Source organism: Kocuria sediminis (genome assembly GCF_009735315.1).
Lineage (GTDB): Bacteria > Actinomycetota > Actinomycetes > Actinomycetales > Micrococcaceae > Kocuria > Kocuria turfanensis.
Genome location: NZ_WOGU01000007.1, coordinates 29132 through 55924, shown reverse-complemented (window position 1 = coordinate 55924; position 26793 = coordinate 29132). Strand labels below are relative to the sequence as shown.

Below are 26793 nucleotides of genomic sequence, written 5' to 3'. Positions count from 1 at the left end.
GGAGTCAGGCGGCGGGGCCGAGGCCGGCGCCGTGGGCGAAGTAGGCGACGATCAGCCCGACGATGATGGAGAAGCCGAGGCCCCACTCGCGCAGCCACGGGGCGTTCAGACGCTTGGTGAGGACCAGGCACACGGCCATCACCAGCGCCGAGGTGGCCACGGTGATGATGTGCACGCTGCCCTTGGGCAGCTCGGCGACGCCCAGGGACGCGAACGCCGCGAGCAGGGCCGCCGAGGGCACGATGGCCATCAGGGCGGGGTTCACCGACCGCAGCTTGGTGTCCCCTCGTTTGAGCATGGGCGTGAGGATCAGGGTGGCCACCATCCACAGCCCGCCCGAGAGGCTCATGGCCATGAACGCGACGGCGAAGACCTCCGGGGTCCAGCCCGCGCCGCCGAGCTCGGCGTCCATCGTCCCGGCGGCGAGGTTGGCCGAGGAGGTCTCGGTCGCGGCCGAGCCGACGAGGCCGATGCGCACGAGCACGGCGGGCGCGCCGAACAGCGGCAGCAGCGCGATGGCCACGACGACCACCGCGAGGGAGGGGCCGATCGCGGCGATGCCGCCGGACTTGAAGGAGCGGCGCAGGTCCTCCCGGGTGAACCCGAGGTCCGCCCCGGCGGTCCGGGCGGCGCGCACGTAGATGACGGTCTGCAGGATGATCACGGCGAAGACGCCGAGGGCGCAGACCCACAGGAAGGGGAGGTTGACGTACTCGGACAGGGGTCTCATGCGGGTCCCTCCAGAACGGGATGACGGAACGGGGGCTCGAGGGTCGGGACGGGTGGGTCCTCCGGTGCGGGGTGCGCTGTCACAGCCGGGCGGTGTCGAGGGCGCGGAGGGTCTCCGCCAGGACGTGGACGCCGCGGCCGATGTCCGGGGCGTCGGTCCACTCCTCGGGGCAGTGGCTGCGGCCGTCGCGGGAGGGCACGAAGATCATCGCCATCGGCGCGAGCGAGGCCAGGTGCACGGCGTCGTGGGTGGCCCCGCTGGGCACGGGGCGCCAGGAGTAGCCCAGCTCCGCGGCGGTCGCCGCGACGAGGTCGTAGGCGCGCGGATGGGCCTGAACGATCTCGTTGTCCGAGGTCCAGTCGAAGTCCACGTCGACGCCGTATCCCCGGGAGGCGCTGAGGACCTGTTCGCCCAGGCGCCGCTTGGCCCCGGTCAGCCACGACCGGTCGATGCTGCGCAGCTCCCCGGAGACGTCCACCGCGCTGGGCACCACGTTGGGGGAGGAGGAGCGGTTGCGCACGTGCGTGGTGGTGGCGACGCCGGGGGCGCCGCACCCCTCGCTGCGCACGGTCAGGACGGCCTGGGCGGCGGCGACCATGGCGTCGTGCCGATCTGCGACCGGGCGGGTGCCGGCGTGGTCCTCGCGGCCGGCGAAGTGGGCGACGAAGCGCTCGATCCCGCAGATCGAGGTCACCACGCCGATCTGGGTGCCCTCCTTCTCCAGGGTGGGTCCCTGCTCGATGTGCAGCTCCACGTACCCGTGCAGCGGCCCGGGGGCCGTGCGGGCGGGGTCGAGCAGGGCGGAGGGGTCGAGGCCGAAGGCCTCGTAGGCGCTGCCCAGCGACCGCCCGGCGGCGTTGCGCCGGTTCAGGTCGGCGGCGGTCAGCTCTCCCGCCATGGTGCGGCTGCCCAGGCAGCTGAGCCCGTACTCGTTGGACTCCTCGCCGAGGAAGTCGACGACGAGCAGGTCCCGGCTCAGCGGCGTGCCGGACTCGCGGATGCTGCGGGTCGCTTCGATCGCGCCGAGTACGCCGACAACGCCGTCGAACCGGCCCCCGCCCTCGACCGTGTCGGTGTGGGAGCCCGTCATGAGGGCCGGGGCGGAGGAGTTCGTGCCGGCCAGCCGGCCGACGAGATTCCCGGCGGCGTCCCGGTGGACCTCCAGACCCGCGTCCCGCATCGTCGCGGCGACCCACTCGCGGGACTCCCGGTAGGGCTCGCCGAAGACCTGCCGGGTCCAGCCCGGACGTTCCTCGGAGCGCAGCCGGGAGAGCTGGCCGATCTGCTCCTCGACCCGCTGGGTCGCCTCCACCACGTCGAACGGCATCCAGGTCCTCCCTCGTCATCGGGGGTCTCGGCACGCCGGTGGGGAACGGCGCCGCGCCGGAGGTCTCCGGTGGTGCCCGCTCCCGGCGGCGTGCCGGTGGGCGGCGGCTCCTCCCGGTCTCGCGCCGGTCGTGGTCCGCCGCGGTGGTGCCCGGCGGGACGTCCCGCCCGGCGGCCGCCGCGGAGGTGAGCCGTGCCACGAACGCTATGGGGTGGGACGGGCCGGGTCAACGGTTTTCGCAATCGATTGCATTTTCGTCGTCGAGGGAAGTGCCCTCGACAGCAGCAGAATTCAGGCGCCGGGAGGCGCGTCCGGCCCGGTCAAGAGGCCGGGTCCGCCGGTCGAGGCGCGCACGAGCAGTTCGACGGGCATGACCTGAGAGGTGGGCCGGCCGCCGGCCATGAGCTCGAGCAGGGCGGTGGCCGCGGCGGCGCCGAGCTCCTGCATGGGGCTGGCCACCGTGGTCAGGGGCACGGACATCACCCGGGCGAGAAAGACGTTGTTGAACCCGACCACGAAGACGTCCTCCCCGGGGCGGGCGCCGTGACGCACGTACTCGCCCAGCACGCCGACGGCCGCGGCGTCGTTGACGGCGAAGATGCCCCGCGGAGGGTGGGGGAGCGCGAGCAGCCGCTCGGCCATCCCGAGCCCGTCCTCCGCGAAGAGGCCGCCGTGGAAGATCAGCTCCGGGTCGACCGCCCGGCCGGCGGCCCGGCAGGCGTCGAGGAAGCCGTCGACCCGGTGGATCAGGTTCTGGGCGTGGTTCATGGCGCCGTAGACGGCCAGCGGCCCCTCGACCCGGGCCAGGAGGTGCTCGGCGGCCATCCGCCCGCCCGCCCGGTCGTCGATGGTGATCGAGCGGTAGCCGCGCCGGGGCCGGTTGAAGAGGATGCAGGGGATCCCGGCGGCGCGCACGCGCGCCAGGAACGGCGAGCCGATGACGGCGTCGCCGACCAGCACGCCGTCCACGCGGCGCTGGAGGGCGATCTGCAGCTTGGCCAGCTGCACGTCGGGGTCGTCGCCGGTGGCGAGCACGACGCACTGGTAGCCGGCGGCCTCCAGGGTCTCCTCGATGCCCTCGTACATCAGCGCGAGCACCTCGTCCCGCAGCCGGGGGATGAAGACCGCGATGAGGCGGGTCAGGTTGGTCCGCAGCGCCGCCGCGGCGAGGTTGGGGCGGTAGTCGAGGGCGCGCGCGACCGCCCAGATCCGCCGGGCACGCTCGGTCCGGGCGCCGTCCTCGCCCCGGCGGAGCGTGCGGGAGACCGTCGACGGGTCCACCTCGGCGGCGCGGGCGACATCGGCCAGCGTCGGGTGCTTCGGCCCTCGGGAGCGGTGCGTGCTGGGGGTTCTCGGCACGCTCCGAGTGTAAGTGGTGAGCCGCCGGGCCGGCGGACTGCCGTGCGGTCCGTGTGGTCGTCGCAGCTGCTCCGGGACGCGGGGCTGGTGGCCTGCGGCGTCTCGTGCGCGGAGGTCAGGAACGCCGCGGCAATCCCTCGCGGAACGTCTCCTTCAGCGCGGTCAGCCGAGCGCCGTGATCGGTGCCGTCCGTGTTCAGCACCGGCCGGTGCTCGGCGATCCACCGCCGCTCCAGCGCGTCCACGTCGTCCTTCGTCGCGCAGACCGCCCAGCCGAGGAGCAGGTGCTCCTGCATCCAGGTCGTGAGCCGCTGCTCCTGCGCCTCCTCGAGGACCACCCTGCCCCGCCCGTCCAGGGCCGCGCCCTCCCGCCAGGACGGGTCTCCCGGCAGGAGGACGGCCAGCAGCGTGCGCCGCAGCGCCGAGGACCGGGTGCGCCGCAGGTGCTGGCCCACGATGCGCTGGTGCAGATTGCGGCGGGCCCGGCCCACGTAGAGCAGCTCGGCCCGGCCGGAGGCGTGCACCAGCCGCGGTACGTCCGGCAGCTGCCGCAGGCCCGCCGCCTCGGGGGTGGGACAGCGGGCGGTGTCCAGCCACCAGGAGTAGACGCCGCGCTCCCGGCCCGGCTCCGCCTGCAGCGGGGCGCTGAGTGGGAGGTTGGGCAGACTGAAGTCAGCGGGCTGCGTGCTCACGCGTCCTCCTCCAGCTCTCTCGATACAGCAGGTCCAATTCCTGCGCCACGTCTGTCTGCGGGGGCAGGACAGCCTCTGGCCGGTAGTTTGCGGATGCAATTTCCACTCCGACTCTAGGGGCAGTGTGCGGCATGACGCGGTGGGCGGCGCATTATTTTTTTGAAGTAGAAGTAGTGGCAGATATTCCGAAGGCCGTGCTGCCGCAGGGTGGAGCCGGGGAGGCGGCTGTCACCCTTACGGCCGCTGGCGGTGGTGGAGGATCAGCAGCCGCGCGTAGCCGTCCGTGAGGCGGTCGATGAGGTCGATCTTCAGGTACTCGTCCTCGGAGATCCGGCGCACGGTGTGCAGGGAGGCGCCGTCGAACGCCACGGGCGGTGGCAGCTCGCCCGGGCCGCCGGGCGGTTCCACCTCCAGCCGCCACGCGCCCAGGTCCTGGTGCGGAGTGGCGTCGGGGCCCGGTGTGCGCGCCCACAGCCGGCCGTCCGTGCCCACGACCAGGCCGCGGACGACATGCCATCCCTGGCCGCACCGGACCCCGGAGAGTGCTCGGCCGATCAGGGGATAGGACCGGGCGCCCCGGGGGAAGTGCACCAGGCGGGCCGGCTTCAGGCCCTCTGCGCGCAGCAGCTCGCTCGCCTCGACCCCGACCTTCCGCACCTCGGCCAGTGCCTGCTTCAGATCGGCGTTCCGGGCCTCGGCTTCCCGGGAATCAGCCTCGGGGCGGGCGCGACCGTGCGACGTCGGCTCCTGCGATCCCGTGGCCGCCGCCCGGGAGCGCGGTTGGTCCTCGATGCTCATGTCCGTCCCTCGTCTCCGTGGCCACGAGTCTAGGTGAGCCACCTCACGCGGGTGGTGCTCCGGACCCGAATGCGCGTCATTCGACGGTGGGAAGCCGCCGCTGCGCGGCCGTGGGGAAGCGCTGCCGTGCCGTGCTGATCAGCTCCGGCAGGATCTCCGCCACGGCGAGGGAGGGCCCGGTGCCCAGCTCGGCCACGGTTGCGCCCAGGGGGTCGACCACGAGGGAGTGCCCGATCGAGATCGGCTCTGCCTGGCACGACCCGACGACGTAGGCCCCGTTCTCGATCGCCCGCGCCGTGGACAGGGCCTGCCACTGCCGCAGCTTGTGCTCCCCGGGGACCCATGCCGCGCAGCTCAGCAGCACCTGCGCACCGGCGTCGGCCAGCGCCCTGGCCAGCTCCGGGAAGCGCAGGTCGTAACAGGTCAGCAGGCCGAAGCGCAGCCCGTCGACGTCGAAGACCACCGGTTCCGGGACGGGCGCCGCCTCGATGAACCGGGACTCCGCGTAGCCCTGGGCGTCGAATAGGTGGATCTTGCGGTAGCGCGCCAGCCGCCGCCCGTCGGGTCCGTGGACCACCAGGGTGTTGTGCGCGCGCCCGGGCGCGGCGGAGGCCTCGACCACGCCCGCCACCACGGTCACGCGGTGGCGGGCGGCGAGGCGGGCCAGCTCGGTGCCCACCGGACCGTCGAGCGGCTCGGCGACCTGCGGGAAGGTCTCGTCGACGGCCTTCTTCAGGTAGGTGGCGTACTCCGGCAGCACCACCATCCGGGCGCCGCGGCCGGCGGCGTCCTCGACCAGACCCGCGATGGCAGCCAGGTTCGCGCCCACGTCCGGGCCGGACCGGAGCTGGCCCACGGCGATCCGCATTCCGTCGTTCCTTCCGCAGCAGTGAGTCAGACGACCTCGTGGGTCACCTGCTGCTCCGTGGCGGCCATCTCCGGTGGCGCGACGCGGAAGCCGCGGGTGACCACGGCCAGGGCGATGATCCCACACACCAGCCAGACGGAGCCCAGCGTCAGGGCGTTCGCGTCGAGCTGGGACAGCAGGAAGGCGCACACGAGAGCGCCCCCGGCGGGCACCACCACGTAGCTCAGGACGTTGAGCCGGCGCCCGGCGCGGCGTTCGCGCACGAAGTGGAAGATCACGGCGAGGTTCACCAGGGTGAAGGCGGTAAACGCCCCGAAGTTGATGAACGAGGTGGACGTCGCCACGTCCAGGAAGATCGCGATCAGCCCCACGGCGCCGGTGATGACCAGGTTCAGGACCGGGGTGCGGAAGCGCGGGTCCAGCCGGCCGAACACGCCCTTCGGCAGCACCGCGTCCCGGCCCATGGCGTAGAGCAGCCGGGAGGCGCTGGCCTGCGCGGCGAGGCCGGAGGCGAACTGCGCGACGACGAGACCGGCGAGGAAGACCGCCCCGAACAGCTGGCCGCCGATCTGCAGGGCGATCTGGGACGCGGCGGAGGCGGCGTCCTCGAACCGGCCACCGGGGTGCACCAGCTGCGTCACGTAGGAGACGACCACGAAGATGCCGCCGCCGATCAGGGCGATGAGCATGATCGCCCGCGGCATGTTCTTGCGCGGCTCGACCGCCTCCTCGGTGAGCGTGGTGACGGCGTCGAAGCCCAGGAAGGAGTACGCGGCGATGGCGGCGCCGGCCGTGACCATCCCGAGGTCGGAGGTGCTGTTGAGGAACGGCTCGGCGCTCACCAGGCCGCCCGGCCCGGCCGCGGAGACCACGGAGCCGATCGACAGGACGACGAAGAACGCCAGGACCAGGAGCTGGAAGGCCATCAGCACGTAGTTGGCCTTGTCCGCGACCTTGATCCCCAGCACGTTGAGCACCGTGGTGATGACGACGAACCCGAGGATCCACGCGGCGAAGGGCACGCCGGGGAACTGGGCCCCCAGGTAGGAGGCGCCGATCAGCCAGATGACCATGGGCAGGAAGAGGTAGTCCAGCAGCACCGCCCAGCCGACCAGGAACCCGGCGCGGGAGTCGATGGAGCGGCGGACGTAGGTGTAGGCGGAGCCGGCCACGGGGTGGGCCGCGGCCATCCGCCCGTAGCTGTGCGCGGTCAGCAGCATCGCCGCCAGGGCCACGAGGTAGGCCGCCGGCGCGGCCCCGCCGGAGGTCTCGGCGATGACGCCGAAGATGCCCAGCACGATGATCGGGGTGAGGTAGGCCAGTCCGAAGAGGACCAGCGAGGGCAGCCGCAGCGTGCGGGTCAGGGTCGTCGTTTCCATGCTGGTGTCCTCAGGGTGTGAAGGGTCGTGGAGTCCAGGTCGCCGGATCCATCCGGCCCCCGTAGACGGGAAGTTCGATGGGGGTCTCGCCGGCGCGGAACTGGGACCACATGCGGTTGATCCCCTCCGTGCCCTCGGCCCGCACGCGCTCGACGTGCGTCAGGTCCAGGTCCGCCGCGAGCAGCTCCGGCCGGTCGTCGGCGGAGGACGCCAGGACCCGGCCCTCCGGGTCGACGATCAGGCTCTGCCCGGCGCCCACGGGACCGGCGCAGTTCACGCTGACCATGAACACCTGATTGGTGATGGCGTTGGCCTGGGCCAGCACCACCTCCTGGCGCCGGTCCGGGGTGGTGGTCTTCACGACGTTGAGCACCACCTCGGCGCCCATCCAGGCCAGCTGGCGGGTGACCTCGGGGAACCACGCGTCGTAGCAGATGTTCAGCCCCAGCCGCCCGACGCCGTCGATGTCGACGGTGGTGAAGCGGTCGCCGGGGTCGTAGGGTTCGTGCGGCCGCCAGGGGAAGACCTTGCGGTAGTAGCCGGCGAGCTCGCCCTCGGGGGAGAGCACCAGCTGGGTGTTGAACAGCTGGCCCTCCGGGCCGCGCTCGCAGACGCTGCCGGGCACCAGCCAGATGCCGAGGTCCCCGGCCAGCTGCCGGAGCTCCCGGGTGCGGGGACCGTCCAGCGGCTGGGCGCTGTCCTGCAGGGCCTCGGTGCGCTGCAGGTCGGGGTCCCCGTCCCCGAACAGGTGCAGCTCCGGGAAGACGACCAGCTGGGTGTCCGGGCGGGTCCGGAGGATCTCGCCGACCTCGTCGGCGAAGGCGGACACCGGTTCACCGATGAGGCGCGGGGCGGCCTGCGCAGCGACCAGGGAGAGCGTGCGGTGCATGTGGGGTCCGATCTGGTGGGTCCGGGTACGCGGGCTATATTAGATCTGAATGATCCAATAAAGGAAGGGGCGCGATGTCGAGCCGTACAGTGGACGGCGTGGCCCACGACGACGCACCGGCAGACACCCTCGGCACCGGGGTGCTCGGCGGTGTCGCACGGCGCAACGCCATCGACGCCGTGCGCCTGCGGATCGGCATGGCGATCTCGCTGGGCATGCTCCAACCGGGAGAGCGGCTGCCGGACCAGGAGGAGGTCGCCCGCGGGCTCTCCGTCAGCCCGATGACCGCCCGGCGGGCGCTCATGAGCCTCGCCGACGACGGCGTGCTGGTCCGGCGGCGCGGGCGCAGCGGCGGCACGTTCGTCGCCGACCAGCCCTGCGCCGAGGCACTGCGCCGGCTCGTCGTCCCCGCCGCCGAGACCGTGGAGGTGCACGGCCTCATCGACCGCCGCCTGCTCATGGAGTGCGCGCTGGCGCACTTCGCCGCCCTCCGGGCCACCGACGAGCACATCCGGCACCTCGACGAGCTGACCCGCCGGATGGCGGAGGCGCAGAGCTGGTCCGTCTACCACCAGGCCGACGACGAGTTCCACCGCGCGGTCGCCGAGGCCGCCGCCGTCGGCAACGCCGCGGCGGAGTACCTCACGGTGCTCGAGCAGCTCTACGGCTACTTCATCCCGTACCCGATAGACCAGCTGCACCTGGCCAACCACGACCACATCGGGCTGGTCCGGGCTCTGGCCGCCCGCGACTGCGGAACGGCCGTGGACCTCTCCCACCAGCACGTGGACCGGCTGCACCGGACCATGTTCGTCGGTCTGCTGGAGGCGCACCGGAGCGCGGACTCCACCGGGAACGCCCGCCCGTAGCGGCTGCGGCTCACATCTCGATCCGGCGCCGCTGCTGCACGGTAGGCACCGTGCTGTCAGCGAGAACCTCAGGTCGCCTGGCACGGTACCGGGCGCACCGGTTACCGCTTCGCCACCTCCACCAGGCCGGTCAGATGCTTGAAGTCGTCGGTGTTCCGCGTGACCAGGGTGAGTCCATGCACCATCGCCGTCGCCGCGATCATCCTGTCGATGACATTGCTGCGGTGCGATGCGCCGTTCCTGACCGCTTCCTCGACCACAAGGCCGAACGCCAGGGCACATCGATCGTCGTAGGGGATGCCGGCGCCGAAGGTGGCTCGAGTCCTCGCGAGCTCGTTCTCCCGCAGCGCCTTCTTCGCCCGGTCCCTGATCATGGCGGACACACCCATGTGCATCTCCGACAGGGACAAGGAGCTGATGGTCAATCCGGTGAACCCGCTCAGATCAGGGGTCTCCTGCCCCGGATCCACGAGAGCGATGAGGATGTTGGTGTCGAGCAGTCCCCTCACGGGCTTTCCCAGGGATCGTGCGCCACGACGTTCTTCCGGTCTTCCGCGAGCTCCTTGCCCCAGCCGGTGCTCTCCGGAGACGGAGACATGAGGCGGTACACGTCCTCAGGGCTGACTTCCCGCGGTTGCTCATTGCCCAGTGCCTGCAGGGCCGCCTTTCCGAGAGCAGGTGGAAAGGAAGGACCGGGCCGGGCGGCCGGCTGAGACGTCACCACGTACGTCTCCTGATCGGGGCGTGCCATTCGCAGCCGTCGAGCAACGCCCGAGGTGAGGACACGGGGTGCCTTGGACCCGTGCGAACGACGCTGCAGACTGCCTCGCTTTGGCTGACCTCGATCCAAGCTCACGGCGGCCTTCCTCTCTGGTGGAAACTGGAAGCACTCACGACTTACCTGAAGAGCGTAGAGATACCGGCTGGGACGCACCAGGGCAATCGGTGCCGAGAGAGATCTCATCCGGACCGATCGGCCCAGTGGCAACACGGGTCCTGGCGGAGCCGGGGTCGGCTCACATCTCGATCCGCCGCGCCTCCCGCAGGTTCGCGAAGCGCTCGGGGTTGGAGGTCAGCACGATCACCTGGGTCCGCTCCCCGGCGGTGGTGATGGCCGAGGCCAGCCGGCGCAGCCGCTGCGGATCGGAGTGGCCCAGGGCGTCGTCGAGCAGCACCGGCACCCCGTCCTCCGGGTCCACCAGCAGGGCGGTGGCGAGCCGGATGAGGATCACCAGCTGCTCCTTGGCCCCGGTGGACAGGGCGGCGAAGGGCAGCCAGTCGCCGTCGAGCTTGCGGTGCTCCACCTCCAGGGTGCCGCTCACCTGGACCTCGAACTCCGGGCCGTAGACCGCCCGGCCCAGCTGCTCCACCGCGGTGCGGAAGGGCTGGACGTACTGGGCGTGGGCGCGCTCGCGGTGGGCCAGCAGGGTGCGCTCCAGCAGCAGGGCGGCCTCGGCGCGCCGCTCGATCGCGGCGAGGTGGCGCCGGGCGGCCTCGAGCCGGGTCTCCGCCTGGTCGTGCTCCAGCTGCACCCGGTCCCGGCCCATGCCCTCGAGCTTGCCGAGCAGGGCGCTGCGGCGGCCCTGCCGGTCGGTGAGCAACCGCTCGAGCCCGGCGACCTGGTCGGCCACCAGCGCCCGGTCCGCGAGCACCCGGTCGGCGTCGAGGCCCGTCAGAGCCGCGTCGTGGGCGTCGACATCCTCCTGGACGGCGGCCAGCGCCTCGCCGGCGGCCGTGACGGCGCGCTCGAGCTCCTCGTCCGGCAGCTCGTGGCGGGCCTCCTCGAGCCGGGCCCGGGCGGCGGTGAGGGCCCGCTCCTGCTCGAGGGCCGCGCCCTGCAGGGAGTGCAGCCGCGTCTGGGCCTTCTCCAGGGTCGCCCGGGCTGCCTGGGCGGCGGCCTCCGTGCGGCGGGCGGTGTCCTCGGCCTCGGTGAGGGTGTCCTCGGCGGCCTGGGCCGTGTCCTGCGCCGCGTCGGCCGACTCCGGCAGCGGGAGGTCGCCGCTGCGCCGGTCGCCGTACTGCTCGATCGCGGCCGCGAGGCGGTCCCGGTCGTCGCGCAGCCGGCTCTCGTCCTCGCCGTCGAGGAGCCGGTCGCGGTCGGCCTCGGCCTCGCGCACCTGCCGGGCCAGCTCCTGGGCGTCGCGCCACGCGGCCCGCGCCGCGGCGACCGAGCCGACCCCGTGCCGCGCCAGCAACATGGCGAACGCCTCGGCGGCCTGCTGCGCGGCGTCCCGGCGGGTCTCGATGCCCTGTTCCGGGGAGATCCGCACCCGCCACTCGCCGGGGATCTCGACCTCGACCTCGTCGGTTACCGGCACCGACCACGGCTCCTCGGGGTGCACCTCCTCGGTGGCGCCGCAGCGCACGATGGGTCGCGCGCGGCCCAGCGCGGTCAGCTCCACCCGGGCGCTGCCGGCGGCCAGCTCCGCCTCGGCCCGCTCCGCGGCGCGCTGGGCCCGGTCCAGCTCGTCCAGGACGTCCTCGTCGAGCTCCGTGGCGGGCCGGGACTGCAGCTCGGCCAGCCGCGCCCGGACCGCCTCGAGCGAGTCCAGGATCGAGCTGGCGCGGCGGTGGCGCTCGACGTTATCGAGGTGCTTTTGGTCCTCCCGCGCGGACCGGTGCGCCGCCCGGGCCTCCTGGACTGCGGCCTGCGCTGCGGCGCGGCGCTGCTCGGCCTCCGCGGCGTGCTCCCGCACCGGCGCGAGGTCCTCCTCGCAAACGCGCAGGTCCCCGGCGAGGGCGGCGCTGCGCTCCTCGTCGGCAGCGAGGGCGGCCACGAGCTCCGTGCGGCGGGTCGCGCGCTCGCGGGCGCGGTCGAGCTCGCCCTGGGCGGCGTTCCGGCGCCGCTGCGCCTCCTGCTGCTGCCGCTGGACGGCCTCGATCTGCTCGGCGGCCCGGTCCAGCTCCGCCCGTTCGGCCCGGGCCGCGGCGAGCTTGCGGCCGGAGTCGGCGATCTCCTCGGTGAGCTCCGTCAGCTCGTCCTCGACTCCGGCGATGCCGCGCAGCGCCTCGGCGGCCGCCGCGGCGGCGGTCTCGGCGTCCCGGCAGTCGGTCTCGGCCTGGACGTACTTGGCGTTCCTCTTCCGCGTGGAGGTCCAGTACCTGTCGCACTCCGCGCCCACGCGCTCCAGCAGGGTGGTGACCTCGCGGTCGTCGCCCTGGGCCTCGCCGGCGCGGGACTCCAGGGCCCGGCGCAGCGCGGCGCTGTCGGTCAGGGCGTTCTGGTCCAGGCCGCTGGCCTGGAGGTAGCGCAGCGCCTGCCACAGGGTGGTGTCGGCGGTGGCCCACAGCTGCTCGGCGGCGTCGTGCGCCTCGCGGCCGGTGACCGTGCGCCCGGCCGAGGCGCCCGAGACGTGGCGCAGGGTCGTGGTGGGCCGCTTGAGCCACTGCTTGGTGTAGACCACCCGGGTCGGCCCGATCGAGAACTCCGCCTCCACGAGCACGGGCACGTCCCGGCCGGCGGGCTTCGCCTCGAGGATCGTGCGCTTCTTGCTGCTGTCCGGCAGGGCGATCAGCGCGTCCAGGGCGTCGATCATGGAGGTCTTGCCGATTTCGTTGCGGCCGGTGACCACCACGACCCCGGCGTCGGGGAACTCGATCTCGCGGGCGGTCACGCCGCGGAAGTTCTCGAGCTTGAGGCGGTGCAGCTTCATCGGGTCGCTCCTCCCACGAGGCGGTACAGGAGCCGGAGCGCGTCACCGGCGGCGGGGGCGTCCTCGGCGTCGGAGGCGGCTTTTGCGCGCAGTTCGACGACGGCGTCCGCGGCGTAGCCGCCGACGTCGAGGTCCTCGAACTCGTGCTCGTCCGGGACGACCACCAGGTCGGTGTGCCGCTCCCACGCGTTGAGGCTCGCGAAGACCTCCGCCTGCTGGGCGAGCAGGTTCTCCAGCGCCGCGGAGGCGGACAGGCTCAGGGTGCCGGTGAACACGGTCTGCAGGATGATCCGCTCCTTGGGCGTGAGCGCGGAGAGCTCGGCCCGCAGGGCGTCGACGTCCTCGGGGCCGTCGAGCCGGCGCTGCAGGCGCAGGTGCTCCCACCGGCCCACCTCGTGGGCGGTGACCTGCGCGCCGGCGTCGTCCAGGGCGACCTCCAGGGCCTGCCCGCGGCCGTGCTCGCGGAAGCTCGTGGACTCGTGGGTGCCGGAGTACTGGAGGGCGCCGCGGCCGTCCTCGGGCCAGCGGATGTGCCGGTCGCCCAGGGCCACGTAGTGGATCGCCCCGCGGCCCAGCGCCTCGTCCAAAGGCGCCCGGCGCACGGTGGTGAGCGAGGTCTGGTCCGGGTCCAGCTCGTCGAGCATGCCGTGGCCCACCACGATGCGCAGCGTCCCGTCCGCCGTGAGCCCTTCCAGGGCCGGGGCGACCGGGTCCGCGTCGGGCCGCTTGCTGCGCCAGGGGGCGGCCACCAGCTCCACGCCCTCGGCGGCGGGCCAGGGGCCGACGTCGTCCAGGAGCACGACGTTGTCCGGTTTCAGCTGCTGGAAGGCGTCCTGGGCGTAGATCGAGCCCGGTCCGAGCGGGTCGTGGTTGCCCGGCAGCAGGTACACCGGCAGCTGCACGGCGCCCATGGCGTCCAGGGCGCGGCCGACGTCCCGGCGGCTCAGGTTGGCGTGCTCGAAGACGTCGCCGGCCACCACCACGAACGCGCATCCCCGCTCGCGGGCCAGTTCCCCGATCCGGCGGATCGTCTCCACGCGGTCGCCCGTGTACCGGGACTGGGCCTCGCCCTCGAGGTAGTGCCGGGTCATGCCCAGCTGCCAGTCGCTCGTGTGGAGGAAGCGGGTGCTCGTCATCGAAGCTCCTCGGTGGGTCGCGGGCGGGCTGATGTCACAGCGCTCGTCCTCTCCTCGGGGACCGCCGGGGTTCCTGTGCTGGGACGTCCGCCGGAGAGGGGGCCCCGCGGCGGAGCGGGTCGCGCTGTATGAATTTCCATCTGCGTTTCCCTGCCCGACTGTAGAAGCACGGTAGGACATCACACCGAGGTGGCGCACCGCACTCCTGAAGTATCAGGCATGGGACCCTCCAGCCCGGATTCCCGCGCGGCGGGCACGCCGGGGCCAGTGCAGCAGGCGCCGCCACCCCACCGGGTGCCCGGGCGACGACGGACAGGTCGTCGCCCGGGCACGTGGGCCTCAGCGCTGCACGGGATCGCCGGCGTCGAGGAATCTCGCGATGGCACCGCGATCGGGCGCGGCCTCCCAGTCACCCGGTGCAGTGCAGGCGATCGCACCGCATGCGGCGGCCGTGCGGAGCCGTTCCGGCAGCGGCGCGCCCGCGATCAACTCGGCGAGGTACCCGGCGACGAAGGCGTCGCCGGCACCGACGGTGTCGAGGGCCTGCACCGCGAAGGCCGGGACCTCCACCCGCTCACCCTCGGCGAAGCCGATGGCCCCGTGCTCGCCGCGTTTCACGACGACCTGCGTCGGTCCCATCGCGGCGATCGCGGCCGCCTGCGCCGCCGGCTCGTGCTCGCCGGTCAGGAGCTCGGCCTCGTCCTCGCCGGCGAAGACGAGGTCGGCGCGTGCGGCCAGCGCACGGTAGACGGGCACCGCCTCCTCTGCGCTCCACAGCCGGGAGCGGTGGTTGACGTCGAACGAGACGACGGCTCCGGCCTGGTGTGCGGTCTCGACGGCGGCATCGAGGGCACGGCGTGCGGACTCGCTGACGGCGGCGGTGATGCCGGTCAGGTGGAGCACGCGCGCGGCGCGGACGCGGTCGAGGTCGAGGTCTGCCGGTTCGATGCGGGAGCCTGCGCTGCCGGCGCGGTAGTAGCTGATGGCACTGGCCCCGGACGCAGGCCGTTCCTTGAGCATGAGCGCGGTGGGCGCGCTCGTGTCGCGGGTGACGCTCGGCTGGACGCCCTCGGCGCGCAGTTGGCGTTCGATGAGCCGCCCCATCGCGTCGTCGCCGAGTCGCCCCATCCACGTCACGGGCACGCCGAGGCGGGCGAGCCCGATCGCGACGTTGCTCTCCGCCCCGCCGAAGCCAAGGTCCATCGACGGCACGAGCTCGAGGCGACCGATCCGGGAGGCGACGAGCAGCCCGAGGGACTCTCCGAGCGTGACGACGCTCATGCCGCAGACTCCTGGATCGTGACGGCCTGGCGCGCGGCGGCCGCGACCGCCTCGGCCCCGGCCGCGACCCGCTCGCTCGACGCGATCCAGGAACCGCTGGCGGCGAAGACGGCAGGATGCGCCAGGTACTCGGCGAGGTTCTCCGCGTTCACACCGCCGCTGGGCATGAAACCGACGCCGGGGAAGACGGGCGCCAGCGCGCTGATGAGCGCGAGGCCACCGGCGACCCCGGCCGGGAACAGCTTCAGCCGGCGGAGCCCGAGGCGAAGTCCGCGCTGCACGTCGCTCGGCGTCATGATGCCCGGCAGCACGGGCACTCCGGCGGCGAGGGCTGCCTCGACGATCTCCTCGTCGAGTCCCGGTGCGACGACGAAGGACGCACCCGCGTCCAGGCTGCGCCGCAGCTGCTCGTGAGTCAGCACCGTCCCGGCGCCGACGGCCACGTCCCCCCTGGCTGCGATCCGCTCGATCGCCGCCAGGCCGTAGTCGTTGCGCAGGGCCACTTCGAGGACCGGCAGACCACCGCTCACCAGACCGTCGGCGATCGTGTCGGCGGCCGCGGCGTCGCGAACGGTGGCCAGCGGCACGACCCCGCTGAGCTCGCAGGTGCGCGGTGCCGAGAGATCGCTCATCGTGCCATCCATCCGCCGTCGACGGGCAGTGTGACGCCTGTGACGTAGGCGGCGGCCGGACTCGCGAGGAACACCGTGGCCCCTTGCAGGTCCTCCGGCCGTCCCCACCGGCCGGAGGGGATGCGCTCGAGGATCGCCTCCGAGCGGTCCTCGTCCGCGCGCAGCGCCGCGGTGTTGTCGGTGGCGATGTAGCCGGGGGCGATGGCGTTGACGGTCACCCCTCGCCCCGCCCACTCGTTGCTCAGCGCCTTCACGAGCCCGGCGACACCGGACTTCGCCGCGGTGTAGCCGGGCACGTTGATGCCGCCCTGGAAGCTCAAGAGGCTGGCCGTGAAGATGACACGGCCGCTGCCGCGCTCCAGCATCGAGGCGCCGACCGCCTGGGTGAGGACGAACTGGTTGCGCAGGTTCACGTCCAGCACCTCGTCCCACCACTCGAGGGGATGCTCTGCGGCGGGCGAGCGGCGGATGGTCCCGGCGTTGTTCACCAGGATGTCGGTGCGGTCCCGCACCGCCTCGCCGAAGGCCTGGACGGCCTCGCGGTCGGTGAAGTCGACGGCGTGGCCGTCGAACGCGCGGCCGAGCTCGCGCACGCGCGCACCGATCGCACCGCCGTCGGCCTCCTGGGCGGCGGATACGGCAATGATGTCGGCACCGGCCAGAGCGAGTGCCTCGGCCATGGCGAAGCCGATGCCCCGGCGGGCGCCGGTCACGACGGCGGTCGTGCCCGTGAGGTCGAAGGAGATGCTCATCGGGTGCCCCCCTGAACGTCGACGAGGATCTTCATGGCCGCTGCCGAGAGCAGGTCGTCGAAGGCGGTCATCGTCTCGTCGAGCGGAACGACCCGTGTGATCAGCGCATCGGCAGGCACGGACCCCTCGGCGAGGAGCCTGACGGCGTGCTCGAAGTCCTCCCGTTCGTAGACCCGAGCACCGAGCACCTCGAGCTCCCGCCAGAAGACGCGGTGCAGGTCCACCGGCACCGGCTCGGGGTGGATCGCGACGAACACGACGCGGCCCCGGGTACGGGCATGACGGGTGGCATCGAGCGCGGTGCCGCGGGTGCCGGCCACCTCGAAGACCACATCGGCACCGGCGCCGCCGGTGCGCTCCTCGACGACCGCGGCGAGGTCCTCACCGACAGGGTCGACGACGACGGCGCCCTGCTGCTCGGCGAATCCGCGGCGGGCGGCGTCCGGCTCGGCGAGGATGACGTCAGCGCCGGTGGCGCGAGCGACGACGGCGATGAGCTGGCCGATGGGGCCACCGCCGATGACCACGGCCGTCTCCCCGGCCGCCAGCCGTGAGCGCCGCACGTCGTGCACGGCAACAGCGAGCGGCTCGACGAGCGCGGCGTGCTGGAGCGAGACCCCCTCGGGCAGCGGCACCACCAGAGACGCCGGCACGGTCCACAGCTCCTGCAGGGCCCCGGGCGAGTCGATGCCGACGAAGTCCAGCCGCTGGCAGATGTGCTGGTGCCCGGCGCGGCAGGAGGCGCACTCGCCGCACCAGCGCAACGGCATCACCGTGACGGGCTGACCGGCCTTCAGGTCGTCGACGCCCTCGCCGACCGCGTCGACGACCCCGCTCATCTCGTGCCCGATCACCGCCGGGGTGGCGACCCGGGCGTCCATGTGCCCCTGCACGATGTGCAGGTCGGTGCCGCAGATGCCGTTGTAGGCCACCCGGATGGTCACTTCATCGGCCCGGGGGGCCAGGGACTCGGCGCCACCGACTTCGATCACTCCGCCGCCGAGATATCTCGCTGCTCGCACTGCCGTCTCCTCCGTGAGTCCAGTTCATTTCGTGAAACTCGGTTCTGTTGTGAGTTCCGTCTGGTGCAACTCCGTTCTGTCTGGTTAGAGTAGCCCCTGATCCCGATAGTGGCGCAAATCACGTCGCACACAGCGACTCAACGAGGAGGAACTCATGCAGGGACGACGGATGCTGGGCACGCTGAGCGCCGCAGTGGTCATCACGATGGGGCTGGCGTCCTGCTCGGCCGGGGCCGAGGACGGCTCGGCCGACGGCGCGGAGACCGTTTTCCGGGTCGCGTTCAACCAGGACATCAACCACCCGCAGGCTCGGGCGCTCACCGAGCTCTCGGACGAGCTCGAGACCCGCACCGACGGCCGGTACGCCCTCGAGCTCTACACCGACGAGACGCTCGGCGACCAGGCGGCCACGATCGAGCAGGTGCAGTCGGGCACGATCGACTTCGCAGTGGTCGCGGGGCCGCTGCTCGAGAACTTCGAACCCGACTTCTCGACCGTGAACCTGCCCTACCTCTACGAGTCGCCCGAGCACCAGATGTCCGTGCTCAACGACCGGGAGGTCGTCGGCGAGCTCTACGACACCCTCGTCGACGACAACATCCAGATCCTCACCGCCTACCACGGCGGCGTCCGCAACGTGTACTCGACCGACGGGCCGGTCAAGACGCCGGCCGACCTGGCCGGCCAGAAGATCCGCGTCATCGGCTCGGACACCAACGTGCGCATGATGGAGCTCATGGGCGGCGTGGGCACGCCCATGGCGCAGGGCGAGGTCTTCACCGCGATCCAGTCGGGTGTGCTCGACGGCGCGGAGAACAACGAGCTCATCTACTCCTCGCTCTCGCACGACGAGATCGCCCCGTACTACTCGCGCACGGAGCACCTGATGATGCCCGACTACCTGGTCACGAATCCGACGGTCTGGGAGGGCATCTCGGAGGAGGACCGTGCCGTGTTCGAGGAGCTGCTCGCGACATCGGTCGACACCGAGCTGGAGCTGTTCAGCGCCGCGGTCGACGAGGCCACCGCGGCCGCCGAGGAAGCCGGTGCGCAGTTCGGCGACGTCGACGTCGAGGTGTTCCGTGAGGCCGTGCAGCCGCTGCACGAGGAGAGCGTCACGAGCGACACCGCGCGCTCGGTCTACGACGCGATCGAGGCGGCGCGCGGCTGATGAGCAGCAGGACAATCATGCCGACCGCGCGCACGTGGCTGGACGGGGTGCTCCGCACCATCTGTGTCGGTCTGTTCGCGCTGCTGGTCCTGCTGGTGGCGTGGCAGGTCTTCACCCGCCTCGTGCTCGGCCAGCCGAGCGCCTGGACCGAGGAGGCGGCCCGGCACACCTTCGTGTGGGTCAGCCTGATCGGCATCGCGATCGCGGTCGGGGAGAAGGCCGACGTCATCATGGACGTCCTGGTGGAGCGCCTGCCGCTCCCCGTCCAGCGCTGCGCCGACCTCATCGCGTACCTCGCGACACTGGCGTTCGTGCTCTACGTGATGGTCTACGGCGGGTTCCAGCAGTCGGCCCTGGCGTGGGGGCAGCAGAATCCGCTGCTGCCCCTCACGCAGGGCCAGCTCTACCTCGCCCTGCCGGTCTCCGGCGTGCTGTTGACCATCTACCTGACGATCCACATCGTCGGCACCTTCTTCCCCGGCTATCAGGGGCACGTGGGCGTGGACGAAGACCTCGAGGCGGCGGCACTGTGATCGATCCCGGTACCATCAGCGCCATCCTGATCGGCGGACTCGTGCTGCTGCTCGCGGTCGGTGCCCCCGTCTCCATCTCCATCGGCTTGCCCTCGGCGCTGTGCATGCTGCTCATCGTCGACTTCGACCGGGGCGCCATCACCGCTGCGCAGCAGATGGTCGGCGGCGTCGACTCGTTCGCGCTGCTCGCCATTCCGTTCTTCGTCCTGGCCGGGGTGATCATGAACACCGGCGGGATCGCCGAGCGGCTGATCAACCTCGCTCGCGTGCTGGTCGGACGCACACCCGCCCCGCTGGTGCAGACCAACGTGATCGCCAACGCGATCTTCGGCTCCGTCTCCGGCTCCGCCGTCGCGGCGGCCGCCGCCGTCGGCTCCACCATGTCCCCGATGCAGCGGAGGTCCGGCTACGACCGCGCCTTCAGCGCGGCGGCGAACATCGCCTCGGCCCCGGCCGGCATGCTGATCCCACCGAGCAACACGCTCATCGTCTACTCGCTCGCCGCCGGCGGCACCTCGATCGGCGCGCTGTTCGTCGCCGGTTATGTCCCCGGCATCCTGTGGGCGCTGGCGTGCGCGGCCGTCGGGTTCGCCTACGCCCGTCGCCACCCCGAGCTGCGCGGGGAGCCATGGCCCGGATCCTCCGTCTTCCTCGGCACGCTCTGGCGTGCGGTCCCGTCCCTGGGACTGATCGTGGTGGCGATCGGCGGCATCGTGGCCGGCTTCTTCACCCCGACCGAGGGGTCGGCCGTGGCCGTGGTCTACGCGCTGCTGCTCTCGTTCCTCTACCGCACCGTCGGGGTCCAGGACCTGCCGCGCATCCTCTTCGACGCGGCCCGCACCAGCGCGATCGTGATCTTCCTGATCGCGGTGTCCACGATCATGTCCTACGTCATGACCTACGCCCGGCTGCCCCAGCTGATCGCCGAGTCGCTGTTCGGCTGGACCGACTCGAAGGTCGTCGTGCTGCTGATCATGATGCTGGTGCTGCTGCTGATCGGCATTCCGCTCGATCCGACGCCGGCGATCCTGATCTTCACGCCGATCTTCCTGCCGATCGCGGTCTCCTACGGCATCGACCCGGTGCACTTCGGCATCGTGATGGTCTTCAACCTCTCGATCGCCGTCATCTCGCCGCCGTCGGCACCCGTGCTCTTCGTCGGCGCCCAGGTCGCGAAGATCAAGCTCGAACCGGTCATCGTGAAACTGGTGCCGTTCCTGCTCGTGCTGATCGCGCTGCTGTTCATCATCGTCTTCGTCCCCCAACTGTCCCTGTGGCTCCCGGGCCTCATGGGCCTGCTCTGACCCCCACCGGAAGGAACCACCATGCCCGCCGTCCACGGCCCCACAGCACCCGAGCAGATCCCCGGCGCCACCCAGCAGCAGCTGCGCGACCGGTATCTCGTCGAGGACCTCTTCACCCCCGGCAGCGTGCGCACCGTCGTCACCCACTACGACCGCGTGGTCGCGGTCGGCGCCGTGCCGACCGACGCGCCGCTGGCACTGGAAGCGGTGCCGGAGATCCGCAGCGAACAGTTCCTCGACCACCGCGAGATCGGCATCGTCAACATCGGCGCGGGGGGCACGGTCGTCGCCGACGGCGAACGCCACGCGATGGTCACCGGTGCGTGCCTCTACCTCGGCCGCGGCACCCGGGACGTCACCTTCGAGTCCGACGACGCCGAAACGCCCGCCCGCTTCTACGGCTTCTCGGCACCGGCCCACACCACCTACCCGACCGCCCTCGTCGAGCCGGGGCAGGGCACCGTGCGTGAGCTCGGCGACCCGTTGACCTCCAACCGGCGCACGCTCAACCAGTACATCCACGAGAACGGTGTGCGCAGCTGCCAGGTGGTCATGGGCGTGACGCAGCTGCACCCCGGTAGCATGTGGAACACGATGCCGGCCCACACGCACGACCGCCGCACCGAGTTCTACGTCTACTTCGACGTGCCCGAGGACGCCCGTGTCGTCCATCTCATGGGGGAGCCGGCCGAGACCCGTCATTTGCTGGTCGGTGACGGCGGGCTGGTGCTCTCGCCGTCCTGGTCGATCCACTCGGGAGTGGGAACCTCGAACTACTCGTTCGTGTGGGCGATGGCGGGGGAGAACCAGTCCTTCGACGACATGGACGGCGTCGCGATCGTCGACATGAAATGAGGTGGCCATGATCACGGAGCCCAAGGACCTCGACACGAGGCCGGCACCCTCCACCGGGGCCAGCGAGAAGACGCTGCGGGTGCTCGAGGCCGCGATCCTCTACGACCGCTTCACCGACATCGTTGAGGAGACCGGGCTGGCCAAGGCCACGGTGCACCGCATCCTCGCCACACTCGTGGAGCAGAAGTTCATCACCGGCGACAGCGAGCGCGGCTACCACCCCGGGCCCCGCTTCCTGGGCCTTGCCGGCCGTGCCATCTCACGGCTCGACATCTCCTTCATCGCCGAGCCGATCGTCGATGCGCTCGTGCGCGAGGTCGACTGCACCATCCACGTCGGCGTCGTCAACGGTTTCGAGATGGTCTACGTCATCCGGAAGGACTCCTCGAAGCCGTATCGGATGGCTTCCCGTGTGGGCCTGTCGATGCCCATGCACTGCTCCGGCATGGGGAAGGCTGTCCTGGCGAGCTGGCCGCGCGAACAGGTGGACCGGCTCGTCGACGAGGTCGGCCTGCCGGCGCGCACAGAGAACACCATCACGGATCCCGCACGGCTGCATGCTGAGCTCGCGGAGGTGCGGCGGCGCGGCTACGCGCTCGACCTCGGGGAGAACGAGAACGGCACCGTGTGCGTCTCCGCGCCGATCCGGGACCACCTCGGTCATGTGACGTACGGCTTGTCGATCTCGTCGATCGCCCTCGAGCACCCCGGCGCCAGCATCGAGCAGTTCGCGCCCCAGGCCGTCGCTGCCGCCGACGCGATCTCCCGGGCTCTCGGTGCCTCGATCGAGGGCGCCCGCGGGTAGGGCCGCAGCGTCCTCCGCGCACGCCGCCGCGGTGGAGGGGCAGCGGCAGAGCCCGGCACGCCTGCCGGGGCGGTCCGCCCGTGCACATGTCGCCGAACACGTCGGTGACACCCTGACGTGCAGGCAGCGGAACCCATCGGGATGTGCTTGAGTACGGCCATGGTGCGCACCGGTGCGAGCGATCTGTGGCCGGCCGTCCACGCCGAGCGCGCGGCCCTGGCCGAGGACCTGGCCGGCCTGGACGAGGAGCAGTGGGCGGAGCAGTCCCTGTGCGGGCGGTGGTCGGTGGAGGAGGTCGTCGCCCACCTGACCGCGGCCGCGAGCCTCGGCCGGCTCCGCTGGCTCCGGAGCATGCTGGGCGCCCGGTTCGACGCCGATCTGCACAACCAGCGCCGGCTGGCCGAGCACCGGGGCGCCACGCCGGTCGAGACGCTCCAGCGGTTCCGCGCCGTGGCCGGGAGCAGGACAGCACCGTCCAAGGACACCGCGGCGTGGCTGGGCGAGGTCGTCGTGCACGGCCAGGACATCCGCCGCCCGCTCGGGCTGCCCCGCACCCCGCCGGTCGGCACGGTGACCGAGGTGGCGCGGTTCTTCGCGAGCCGGGACTTCGCCGTGGCCAGCCGCAGCGCGGCCGAGGGCCTGCACCTGGTGGCGACCGACGGCCCGTTCGAGACCGGCGCCGGCCCGGAGGTCCGCGGGACCACGCTGGCGCTGACCCTGGCGATGGCCGGCCGCGCGGCGTACTGCGACGACCTGACGGGGGAGGGCGTCCCGCTCCTGCGCTTCCGCTGCACTCCTGCCTGAGAGAGTGAGGGGAGGAGCGGCCACAGGCCGCTCCCGCACGCCACCACCCACCCGAGCAGAGGAGACACCGTGCCCGAGACCATCGCCGGCATCACCGTTCCCGATTCGCCCCTCGCCCGCGAGACCACCGAGCTGGTCCGCCGGGCCGCCGACGAGAACCTGTTCCACCACTCCCGCCGGGTCTTCCTCTTCGGCATGCTCAAGTCCGCCGCCCGCGGGATCGAGGTGGACCCGGAGCTCGCCTACGTCGGGGCGATGTTCCACGACCTCGGCCTCACCGACGAGTACCGCACCCGGGACCGGCGCTTCGAGATCGACGGCGCCGCCGCGGCCCAGGCGTTCCTGCGCGACCACGGCCGCTCCGCGGAGGAGGCCCGCACCGTGTGGCTGGCGATCGCCCTGCACACCACACCAGAGATCCCCCTGCACCTGGAGCCCGAGGTCGCCGTGGTCACCCTCGGCGTCGAGACCGACGTGCTGGGCCTGGACCTGAACCGGATTCCCGAGGCGCACCGCGCCGAGGTCGTCGCCGCGCACCCCCGGCCGGACTTCAAGAACAAGATCCTCCGCGCGTTCTACGACGGCATGGCCGACCGTCCGGAGACCACCTTCGGCACCATGAACGACGACGTGCTCGCCCACTTCGACCCCGACTTCCACCGGGAGGACTTCGTGCGCATCATCCAGGGCAACGCCTGGCCCGAGTGAGCCCCGCCGGACCGGAGCGCAATCCCCGGGATCCACCGCGTCCACGGGGTCCTGCGCGGCAGGACGCGCCGGCTCGGCAGGCGTCGTCGCCCCCGCCCCAGCTCATCCGTGCCGGTACGCCTGTCCCATCTCGGTGTGGGACCAGCGGGCCTCGATCCGGGCGTCGCCGCTGCGCCGCACGGCCGCCGCGGTCTCCCGGTCCAGCTCGGAACGCCACTCCTCGATGGTGAGCAGGTCCGAGGACCGCAGCAGCGGCTGCCGGTAGATGTTCAGGGCCCGGGCCACCTCACCCTGTTCCAGGGCGGTCCGGAGCCGCGAGACGTCGCTGGTGACCGCGGCCGGGTCGGTGAAGCGGTACGGGCCGGTGGTGATCACCGCGCCGAGCCGGCGGCGCACGCGGTGGATCTCCGTGCGGACCGTGCCGGGGGTGCCGCGCTCGCCGTAGAGCGCGTAGGCCATCTCCTCGGCGCTCCACCCGCGCTCGCGCAGGCTGAGCAGCGCGAGGATCTCCCCCGAGCGCGTCGGCAGGGGGAACCAGTCCCCGCCGCCCACGCGGGCCGTGGCCGGCTCGGCCAGCAGGCGCAGCTCCAGGGACGGGGTGGCGGTGCCGCGGGCGGCGCGCGGCGGCGAGGGCGCCTGGGCGGCGAGCAGGGTCTCGACGACGCGCGCGGCCGAGCGCACCAGGCCCCGGGTGTCCGGGGTGGCGGTGCCCCGGGGGCCGGAGAGGTCGATGACGCCGAGCACCTCGCCGCTGCCCGGGTGCCGCACCGGGGCGGACGTGCAGTCCCAGGCGCTGTGGGACCGGGCGAAGTGCTCCGTGCCCCGCAGCTCCTCCGGGGCTCCGGTGCGCAGCGCCTGGGCGATCGCGTTGGTGCCCACGCCGTGCTCGTCCCAGCCGGCGCCCTCGACGAACCCGAGCTGGTCGGCGCGCCCCAGCGGCGAACGTCCCCCGCGTCGCCACAGCACCGTGCCGTCGGGTCCCGTGAGGACCGCGACCCGGGCCTCGGCGGCATCGCGGGCGACGCCCAGCAGATCGGCGACCACGTCGACGTGCGCTCCCAGCGGGGAGAGCGCCCGCTGGTGCTCCACCTCGTGGTCCGGGAGCACCTCCCGCGGACCGTCCAGGTCCCGGGACATGCCCCGGGCCGCGCACCGCTCCCAGGCGGAACGCACCCGTTCCGGTGCTCCGGTCGATCCGCAGCTGTCCACAGCGCACTCCTCCGCCCTCGGTGCCCGCGCTCCGCGCGCGTCCTGATGCAACGTCGCGGAAACCCCCACGGCTCCACAGTGGTGACACGCATCACACCGGACCCTATGCCACCGGGCGTCCGGCGTACATGGAGGAGGAACCATGACCGACATCGACACCGGCGTGCGCGCCGGAACAGAGACCGCCCGCACCTGGCTGGCGTCCCTGGAGCACGCCCTCACCGCCGGGAACGCGGACGCGGCTGCGGGACTGTTCGAGGAGGACGGCTTCTGGCGCGACTTCCTGGCGTTCACCTGGAACCTCAAGACCCTGGAGGGCCGCGAGCAGATCTGCCGGATGCTCGCGCAGACCCTGCCGCACGTCCGGCCCTCCGGGTGGGAGGTCGAGGGCGAGCCGACCACGGCGGACGGCGTCACGGAGTGCTGGGTGCGCTTCGAGACCGCCGCCGGCTCCGGATGGGGCTATCTGCGCCTGCGCGACGGGAAGGCGTGGACCCTGCTCACCACGCTGCAGGACCTGCGCGGGTTCGAGGAGCGGAAGGGCCCCCGCCGGGACCGCGGCGTCGTCCACGAGATCACCCGGGAGCGCACCACCTGGCTGGAGCGGCGCCGGGCGCGGGAGGAGGCCCTGGGCCGCAGCGAGCAGCCGTACTGCCTCGTCGTCGGCGGCGGGCAGGGCGGGATCGGCCTGGCCGCCCGGCTGGGCCGTCTGGGCATCCCCACGATCGTGGTGGACAAGCACGAGAAGGCCGGCGACGCCTGGCGCAACCGCTACAAGTCCCTGCACCTGCACGACCCGGTCTGGTACGACCACATGCCCTACCTGCCGTTCCCCGACGACTGGCCGGTGTTCCCCGCCAAGGACAAGGTCGCGGACTGGCTGATGCACTACGCCGACATCATGGAGCTCAACTACTGGGCGAGGACGGAGTGCCGGTCGGCCGAGTGGGACGAGCAGACCGGGACCTGGACCGTCGTCGTGGACCGCGACGGCGAGGAGATCGTGCTGCACCCCACCCAGCTCGTCTTCGCGCTGGGGGTCTCCGGGTACCCGCGGATCCCCGAGTTCCCCGGTGCCGACGTCTTCCGGGGTGCGCAGCACCACTCCTCCGCCCACGCCGGCGGCGACGACTGGGCGGGCAAGCGGGCCGTGGTCATCGGCTCCAACAACTCCGCCCACGACATCTGCGCCGACCTCTGGGAGCACGGGGCCGAGGTCACCATGGTCCAGCGCTCCTCGACCCACATCTCCCGCAGCGAGTCCCTCATGGACCTCGTCCTCAAGCCGCTCTACTCCGAGGAGGCGCTGGAGGCCGGCATCACCACGGAGCAGGCGGACATGCTCTTCGCCTCCTGGCCCTACCGCGTCCTGCCGGACGTCCAGCGGCCCGCGTTCCAGGAGATGGCCGAACGGGACCGGGACTTCTACGAGGCGCTCGAGGCGGCCGGCTTCGACCTCGACTTCGGCGAGGACGGCTCCGGGCTGTTCCTGAAGTACCTGCGCCGCGGCTCCGGCTACTACATCGACGTGGGCGCCTCCCAGCTGATCATCGACGGCCGGGTCCGGCTGGCCTCCGGGCAGGTCGACCACCTCACGCAGGACGCCGTGGTCCTCGACGACGGGACCGAGCTGCCGGCGGACCTGGTCGTCCACGCCACCGGCTACGGGTCCATGAACGAGTGGCTGGCCGACATCGTCTCCCCGGAGGTCGCCGACCGCGTGGGCAAGTGCTGGGGCTACGGCTCGGACACGACACGGGACCCCGGGCCGTGGGAGGGGGAGCTGCGGAACATGTGGAAGCCCACCAACGTGGAGAACCTCTGGATCCACGGCGGGAACCTGCACCAGAGCCGGCACTACTCGAAGTACCTCGCCCTGCAGCTCAAGGCCAGGATGGAAGGCCTGCCCACGCCGGTCTTCGGTCTCGAGGAGTCCCACCACCCCCGGTGACGCCGATGGTTCCGCAGAGGAGCCGCGCCGGGACCCGGGGTGAGCACGAGGGCGACATCGTCCCCGC

Annotated in this window: 25 protein-coding genes; 9 read left to right on the top strand and 16 right to left on the bottom strand. The window is 72.2% G+C overall.

Features of this window, described 5'->3' with window-relative positions:
- Positions 1-4: 4 nt before the first annotated feature.
- The 8 genes from GMA12_RS09630 to GMA12_RS09595 all read right to left on the bottom strand — a co-directional run bounded on the left by GMA12_RS09630 (position 5) and on the right by GMA12_RS09595 (position 8041).
- The gene (locus tag GMA12_RS09630) at positions 5-730 is read right to left on the bottom strand and encodes a DUF5058 family protein (protein ID WP_156269311.1); all 726 of its coding nucleotides are present in this window, start codon (positions 728-730) and stop codon (positions 5-7) included.
- A 79-nt stretch (positions 731-809) separates the two neighbouring features.
- Positions 810-2057 carry a M20 family metallo-hydrolase gene (locus tag GMA12_RS09625; protein ID WP_156269310.1) on the bottom strand — a complete coding sequence of 416 codons (1248 nt, stop codon included), beginning with the start codon at positions 2055-2057 and terminating at the stop codon, positions 810-812.
- A gap of 291 nt (positions 2058-2348) precedes the next feature.
- Positions 2349-3416, bottom strand: coding sequence for a LacI family DNA-binding transcriptional regulator (locus GMA12_RS09620; protein ID WP_156269309.1), 1068 nt, complete (start codon positions 3414-3416; stop codon positions 2349-2351).
- 115 nt (positions 3417-3531) lie between these two features.
- Positions 3532-4107, bottom strand: a complete 576-nt coding sequence (locus GMA12_RS09615; RefSeq protein WP_156269308.1) for a GIY-YIG nuclease family protein — start codon at positions 4105-4107, stop codon at positions 3532-3534.
- Positions 4108-4341: 234 nt separating this feature from the next.
- Positions 4342-4905, bottom strand: coding sequence for a hypothetical protein (locus tag GMA12_RS09610; protein WP_156269307.1), 564 nt, complete (start codon positions 4903-4905; stop codon positions 4342-4344).
- 76 nt (positions 4906-4981) lie between these two features.
- Positions 4982-5773 (bottom strand): carbon-nitrogen hydrolase family protein, encoded by a 792-nt coding sequence (locus GMA12_RS09605; RefSeq protein ID WP_156269306.1) that lies wholly within the window; start codon positions 5771-5773, stop codon positions 4982-4984.
- Positions 5774-5799: 26 nt separating this feature from the next.
- Positions 5800-7152, bottom strand: coding sequence for an APC family permease (locus GMA12_RS09600; RefSeq protein ID WP_156269305.1), 1353 nt, complete (start codon positions 7150-7152; stop codon positions 5800-5802).
- Positions 7153-7162: 10 nt separating this feature from the next.
- Positions 7163-8041: a carbon-nitrogen hydrolase family protein gene (locus GMA12_RS09595; protein WP_156269304.1), complete on the bottom strand. Its 879-nt coding sequence runs from the start codon at positions 8039-8041 to the stop codon at positions 7163-7165.
- 74 nt (positions 8042-8115) lie between these two features.
- On the opposite strand from GMA12_RS09595, the gene GMA12_RS09590 reads away from it, so the two are divergent.
- On the top strand, positions 8116-8910 hold the full coding sequence (locus GMA12_RS09590; protein ID WP_156269303.1) for a FadR/GntR family transcriptional regulator: 795 nt from the start codon (positions 8116-8118) through the stop codon (positions 8908-8910).
- A gap of 101 nt (positions 8911-9011) precedes the next feature.
- Here the strand turns inward: GMA12_RS09590 and GMA12_RS09585 are convergent, their stop codons facing one another.
- From GMA12_RS09585 to GMA12_RS09555, 7 genes are all read right to left on the bottom strand, one after another.
- Positions 9012-9419 (bottom strand): PIN domain-containing protein, encoded by a 408-nt coding sequence (locus GMA12_RS09585; RefSeq protein ID WP_162459701.1) that lies wholly within the window; start codon positions 9417-9419, stop codon positions 9012-9014.
- A 507-nt stretch (positions 9420-9926) separates the two neighbouring features.
- Entirely contained in the window at positions 9927-12563 is a 2637-nt protein-coding gene (locus GMA12_RS09580; RefSeq protein WP_156269301.1) for an ATP-binding protein, read from the bottom strand.
- On the bottom strand, positions 12560-13699 hold the full coding sequence (locus GMA12_RS09575; RefSeq protein WP_156269300.1) for a metallophosphoesterase family protein: 1140 nt from the start codon (positions 13697-13699) through the stop codon (positions 12560-12562). Before GMA12_RS09575 ends, GMA12_RS09580 begins: the two co-directional genes overlap by 4 nt.
- A gap of 339 nt (positions 13700-14038) precedes the next feature.
- Complete coding sequence (locus GMA12_RS09570; protein ID WP_156269299.1) at positions 14039-14980, bottom strand: sugar kinase; 942 nt, start codon at positions 14978-14980, stop codon at positions 14039-14041.
- The gene (locus GMA12_RS09565; RefSeq protein WP_156269298.1) at positions 14977-15612 is read right to left on the bottom strand and encodes a bifunctional 4-hydroxy-2-oxoglutarate aldolase/2-dehydro-3-deoxy-phosphogluconate aldolase; all 636 of its coding nucleotides are present in this window, start codon (positions 15610-15612) and stop codon (positions 14977-14979) included. Before GMA12_RS09565 ends, GMA12_RS09570 begins: the two co-directional genes overlap by 4 nt.
- Entirely contained in the window at positions 15609-16364 is a 756-nt protein-coding gene (locus tag GMA12_RS09560; protein ID WP_156269297.1) for an SDR family oxidoreductase, read from the bottom strand. Before GMA12_RS09560 ends, GMA12_RS09565 begins: the two co-directional genes overlap by 4 nt.
- A complete protein-coding gene (locus GMA12_RS09555) occupies positions 16361-17386 on the bottom strand; it encodes a zinc-dependent alcohol dehydrogenase (protein WP_162459700.1) in 1026 nt (341 codons plus the stop codon). Before GMA12_RS09555 ends, GMA12_RS09560 begins: the two co-directional genes overlap by 4 nt.
- 154 nt (positions 17387-17540) lie before the next feature.
- Here GMA12_RS09555 and GMA12_RS09550 point away from each other — a divergent pair, with 154 nt between their 5' ends.
- From GMA12_RS09550 to GMA12_RS09520, 7 genes are all read left to right on the top strand, one after another.
- On the top strand, positions 17541-18557 hold the full coding sequence (locus GMA12_RS09550) for a TRAP transporter substrate-binding protein (RefSeq protein ID WP_206064670.1): 1017 nt from the start codon (positions 17541-17543) through the stop codon (positions 18555-18557).
- A complete protein-coding gene (locus GMA12_RS09545) occupies positions 18557-19090 on the top strand; it encodes a TRAP transporter small permease (protein WP_156269296.1) in 534 nt (177 codons plus the stop codon). The genes GMA12_RS09550 and GMA12_RS09545 overlap by 1 nt, the downstream gene beginning before the upstream one ends.
- Positions 19087-20394, top strand: a complete 1308-nt coding sequence (locus tag GMA12_RS09540; protein ID WP_370831014.1) for a TRAP transporter large permease — start codon at positions 19087-19089, stop codon at positions 20392-20394. Before GMA12_RS09545 ends, GMA12_RS09540 begins: the two co-directional genes overlap by 4 nt.
- 21 nt (positions 20395-20415) lie before the next feature.
- Entirely contained in the window at positions 20416-21249 is an 834-nt protein-coding gene (kduI, locus tag GMA12_RS09535) for a 5-dehydro-4-deoxy-D-glucuronate isomerase (RefSeq protein WP_156269295.1), read from the top strand.
- 7 nt (positions 21250-21256) lie between these two features.
- Positions 21257-22054: an IclR family transcriptional regulator gene (locus GMA12_RS09530; RefSeq protein ID WP_156269294.1), complete on the top strand. Its 798-nt coding sequence runs from the start codon at positions 21257-21259 to the stop codon at positions 22052-22054.
- A gap of 159 nt (positions 22055-22213) precedes the next feature.
- Positions 22214-22858: a maleylpyruvate isomerase family mycothiol-dependent enzyme gene (locus GMA12_RS09525; RefSeq protein WP_156269293.1), complete on the top strand. Its 645-nt coding sequence runs from the start codon at positions 22214-22216 to the stop codon at positions 22856-22858.
- Positions 22859-22927: 69 nt separating this feature from the next.
- Positions 22928-23566: an HD domain-containing protein gene (locus GMA12_RS09520; protein WP_162459699.1), complete on the top strand. Its 639-nt coding sequence runs from the start codon at positions 22928-22930 to the stop codon at positions 23564-23566.
- Positions 23567-23668: 102 nt separating this feature from the next.
- Here the strand turns inward: GMA12_RS09520 and GMA12_RS09515 are convergent, their stop codons facing one another.
- Positions 23669-24739 (bottom strand): GAF domain-containing protein, encoded by a 1071-nt coding sequence (locus tag GMA12_RS09515; protein ID WP_162459698.1) that lies wholly within the window; start codon positions 24737-24739, stop codon positions 23669-23671.
- A 178-nt stretch (positions 24740-24917) separates the two neighbouring features.
- On the opposite strand from GMA12_RS09515, the gene GMA12_RS09510 reads away from it, so the two are divergent.
- Complete coding sequence (locus tag GMA12_RS09510; RefSeq protein WP_156269291.1) at positions 24918-26726, top strand: flavin-containing monooxygenase; 1809 nt, start codon at positions 24918-24920, stop codon at positions 26724-26726.
- Positions 26727-26793 lie beyond the last annotated feature (67 nt).

Excerpts from the sequence above, each read along its gene's own strand:
- GMA12_RS09550 (WP_206064670.1), top strand. The coding sequence starts at position 17,541 with ATGCAGGGACGACGGATGCTGGGCACGCTGAGCGCCGCAGTGGTCATC.
- GMA12_RS09565 (WP_156269298.1), bottom strand. The coding sequence starts at position 15,612 with ATGAGCGATCTCTCGGCACCGCGCACCTGCGAGCTCAGCGGGGTCGTG.
- GMA12_RS09570 (WP_156269299.1), bottom strand. The coding sequence starts at position 14,980 with ATGAGCGTCGTCACGCTCGGAGAGTCCCTCGGGCTGCTCGTCGCCTCC.
- GMA12_RS09590 (WP_156269303.1), top strand. The coding sequence starts at position 8,116 with ATGTCGAGCCGTACAGTGGACGGCGTGGCCCACGACGACGCACCGGCA.
- kduI (WP_156269295.1), top strand. The coding sequence starts at position 20,416 with ATGCCCGCCGTCCACGGCCCCACAGCACCCGAGCAGATCCCCGGCGCC.
- GMA12_RS09530 (WP_156269294.1), top strand. The coding sequence starts at position 21,257 with ATGATCACGGAGCCCAAGGACCTCGACACGAGGCCGGCACCCTCCACC.
- GMA12_RS09625 (WP_156269310.1), bottom strand. The coding sequence starts at position 2,057 with ATGCCGTTCGACGTGGTGGAGGCGACCCAGCGGGTCGAGGAGCAGATC.
- GMA12_RS09545 (WP_156269296.1), top strand. The coding sequence starts at position 18,557 with ATGAGCAGCAGGACAATCATGCCGACCGCGCGCACGTGGCTGGACGGG.
- GMA12_RS09510 (WP_156269291.1), top strand. The coding sequence starts at position 24,918 with ATGACCGACATCGACACCGGCGTGCGCGCCGGAACAGAGACCGCCCGC.
- GMA12_RS09580 (WP_156269301.1), bottom strand. The coding sequence starts at position 12,563 with ATGAAGCTGCACCGCCTCAAGCTCGAGAACTTCCGCGGCGTGACCGCC.
- GMA12_RS09560 (WP_156269297.1), bottom strand. The coding sequence starts at position 16,364 with ATGAGCATCTCCTTCGACCTCACGGGCACGACCGCCGTCGTGACCGGC.
- GMA12_RS09525 (WP_156269293.1), top strand. The coding sequence starts at position 22,214 with ATGGTGCGCACCGGTGCGAGCGATCTGTGGCCGGCCGTCCACGCCGAG.
- GMA12_RS09610 (WP_156269307.1), bottom strand. The coding sequence starts at position 4,905 with ATGAGCATCGAGGACCAACCGCGCTCCCGGGCGGCGGCCACGGGATCG.
- GMA12_RS09595 (WP_156269304.1), bottom strand. The coding sequence starts at position 8,041 with ATGCACCGCACGCTCTCCCTGGTCGCTGCGCAGGCCGCCCCGCGCCTC.
- GMA12_RS09605 (WP_156269306.1), bottom strand. The coding sequence starts at position 5,773 with ATGCGGATCGCCGTGGGCCAGCTCCGGTCCGGCCCGGACGTGGGCGCG.
- GMA12_RS09575 (WP_156269300.1), bottom strand. The coding sequence starts at position 13,699 with ATGACGAGCACCCGCTTCCTCCACACGAGCGACTGGCAGCTGGGCATG.
- GMA12_RS09600 (WP_156269305.1), bottom strand. The coding sequence starts at position 7,152 with ATGGAAACGACGACCCTGACCCGCACGCTGCGGCTGCCCTCGCTGGTC.
- GMA12_RS09630 (WP_156269311.1), bottom strand. The coding sequence starts at position 730 with ATGAGACCCCTGTCCGAGTACGTCAACCTCCCCTTCCTGTGGGTCTGC.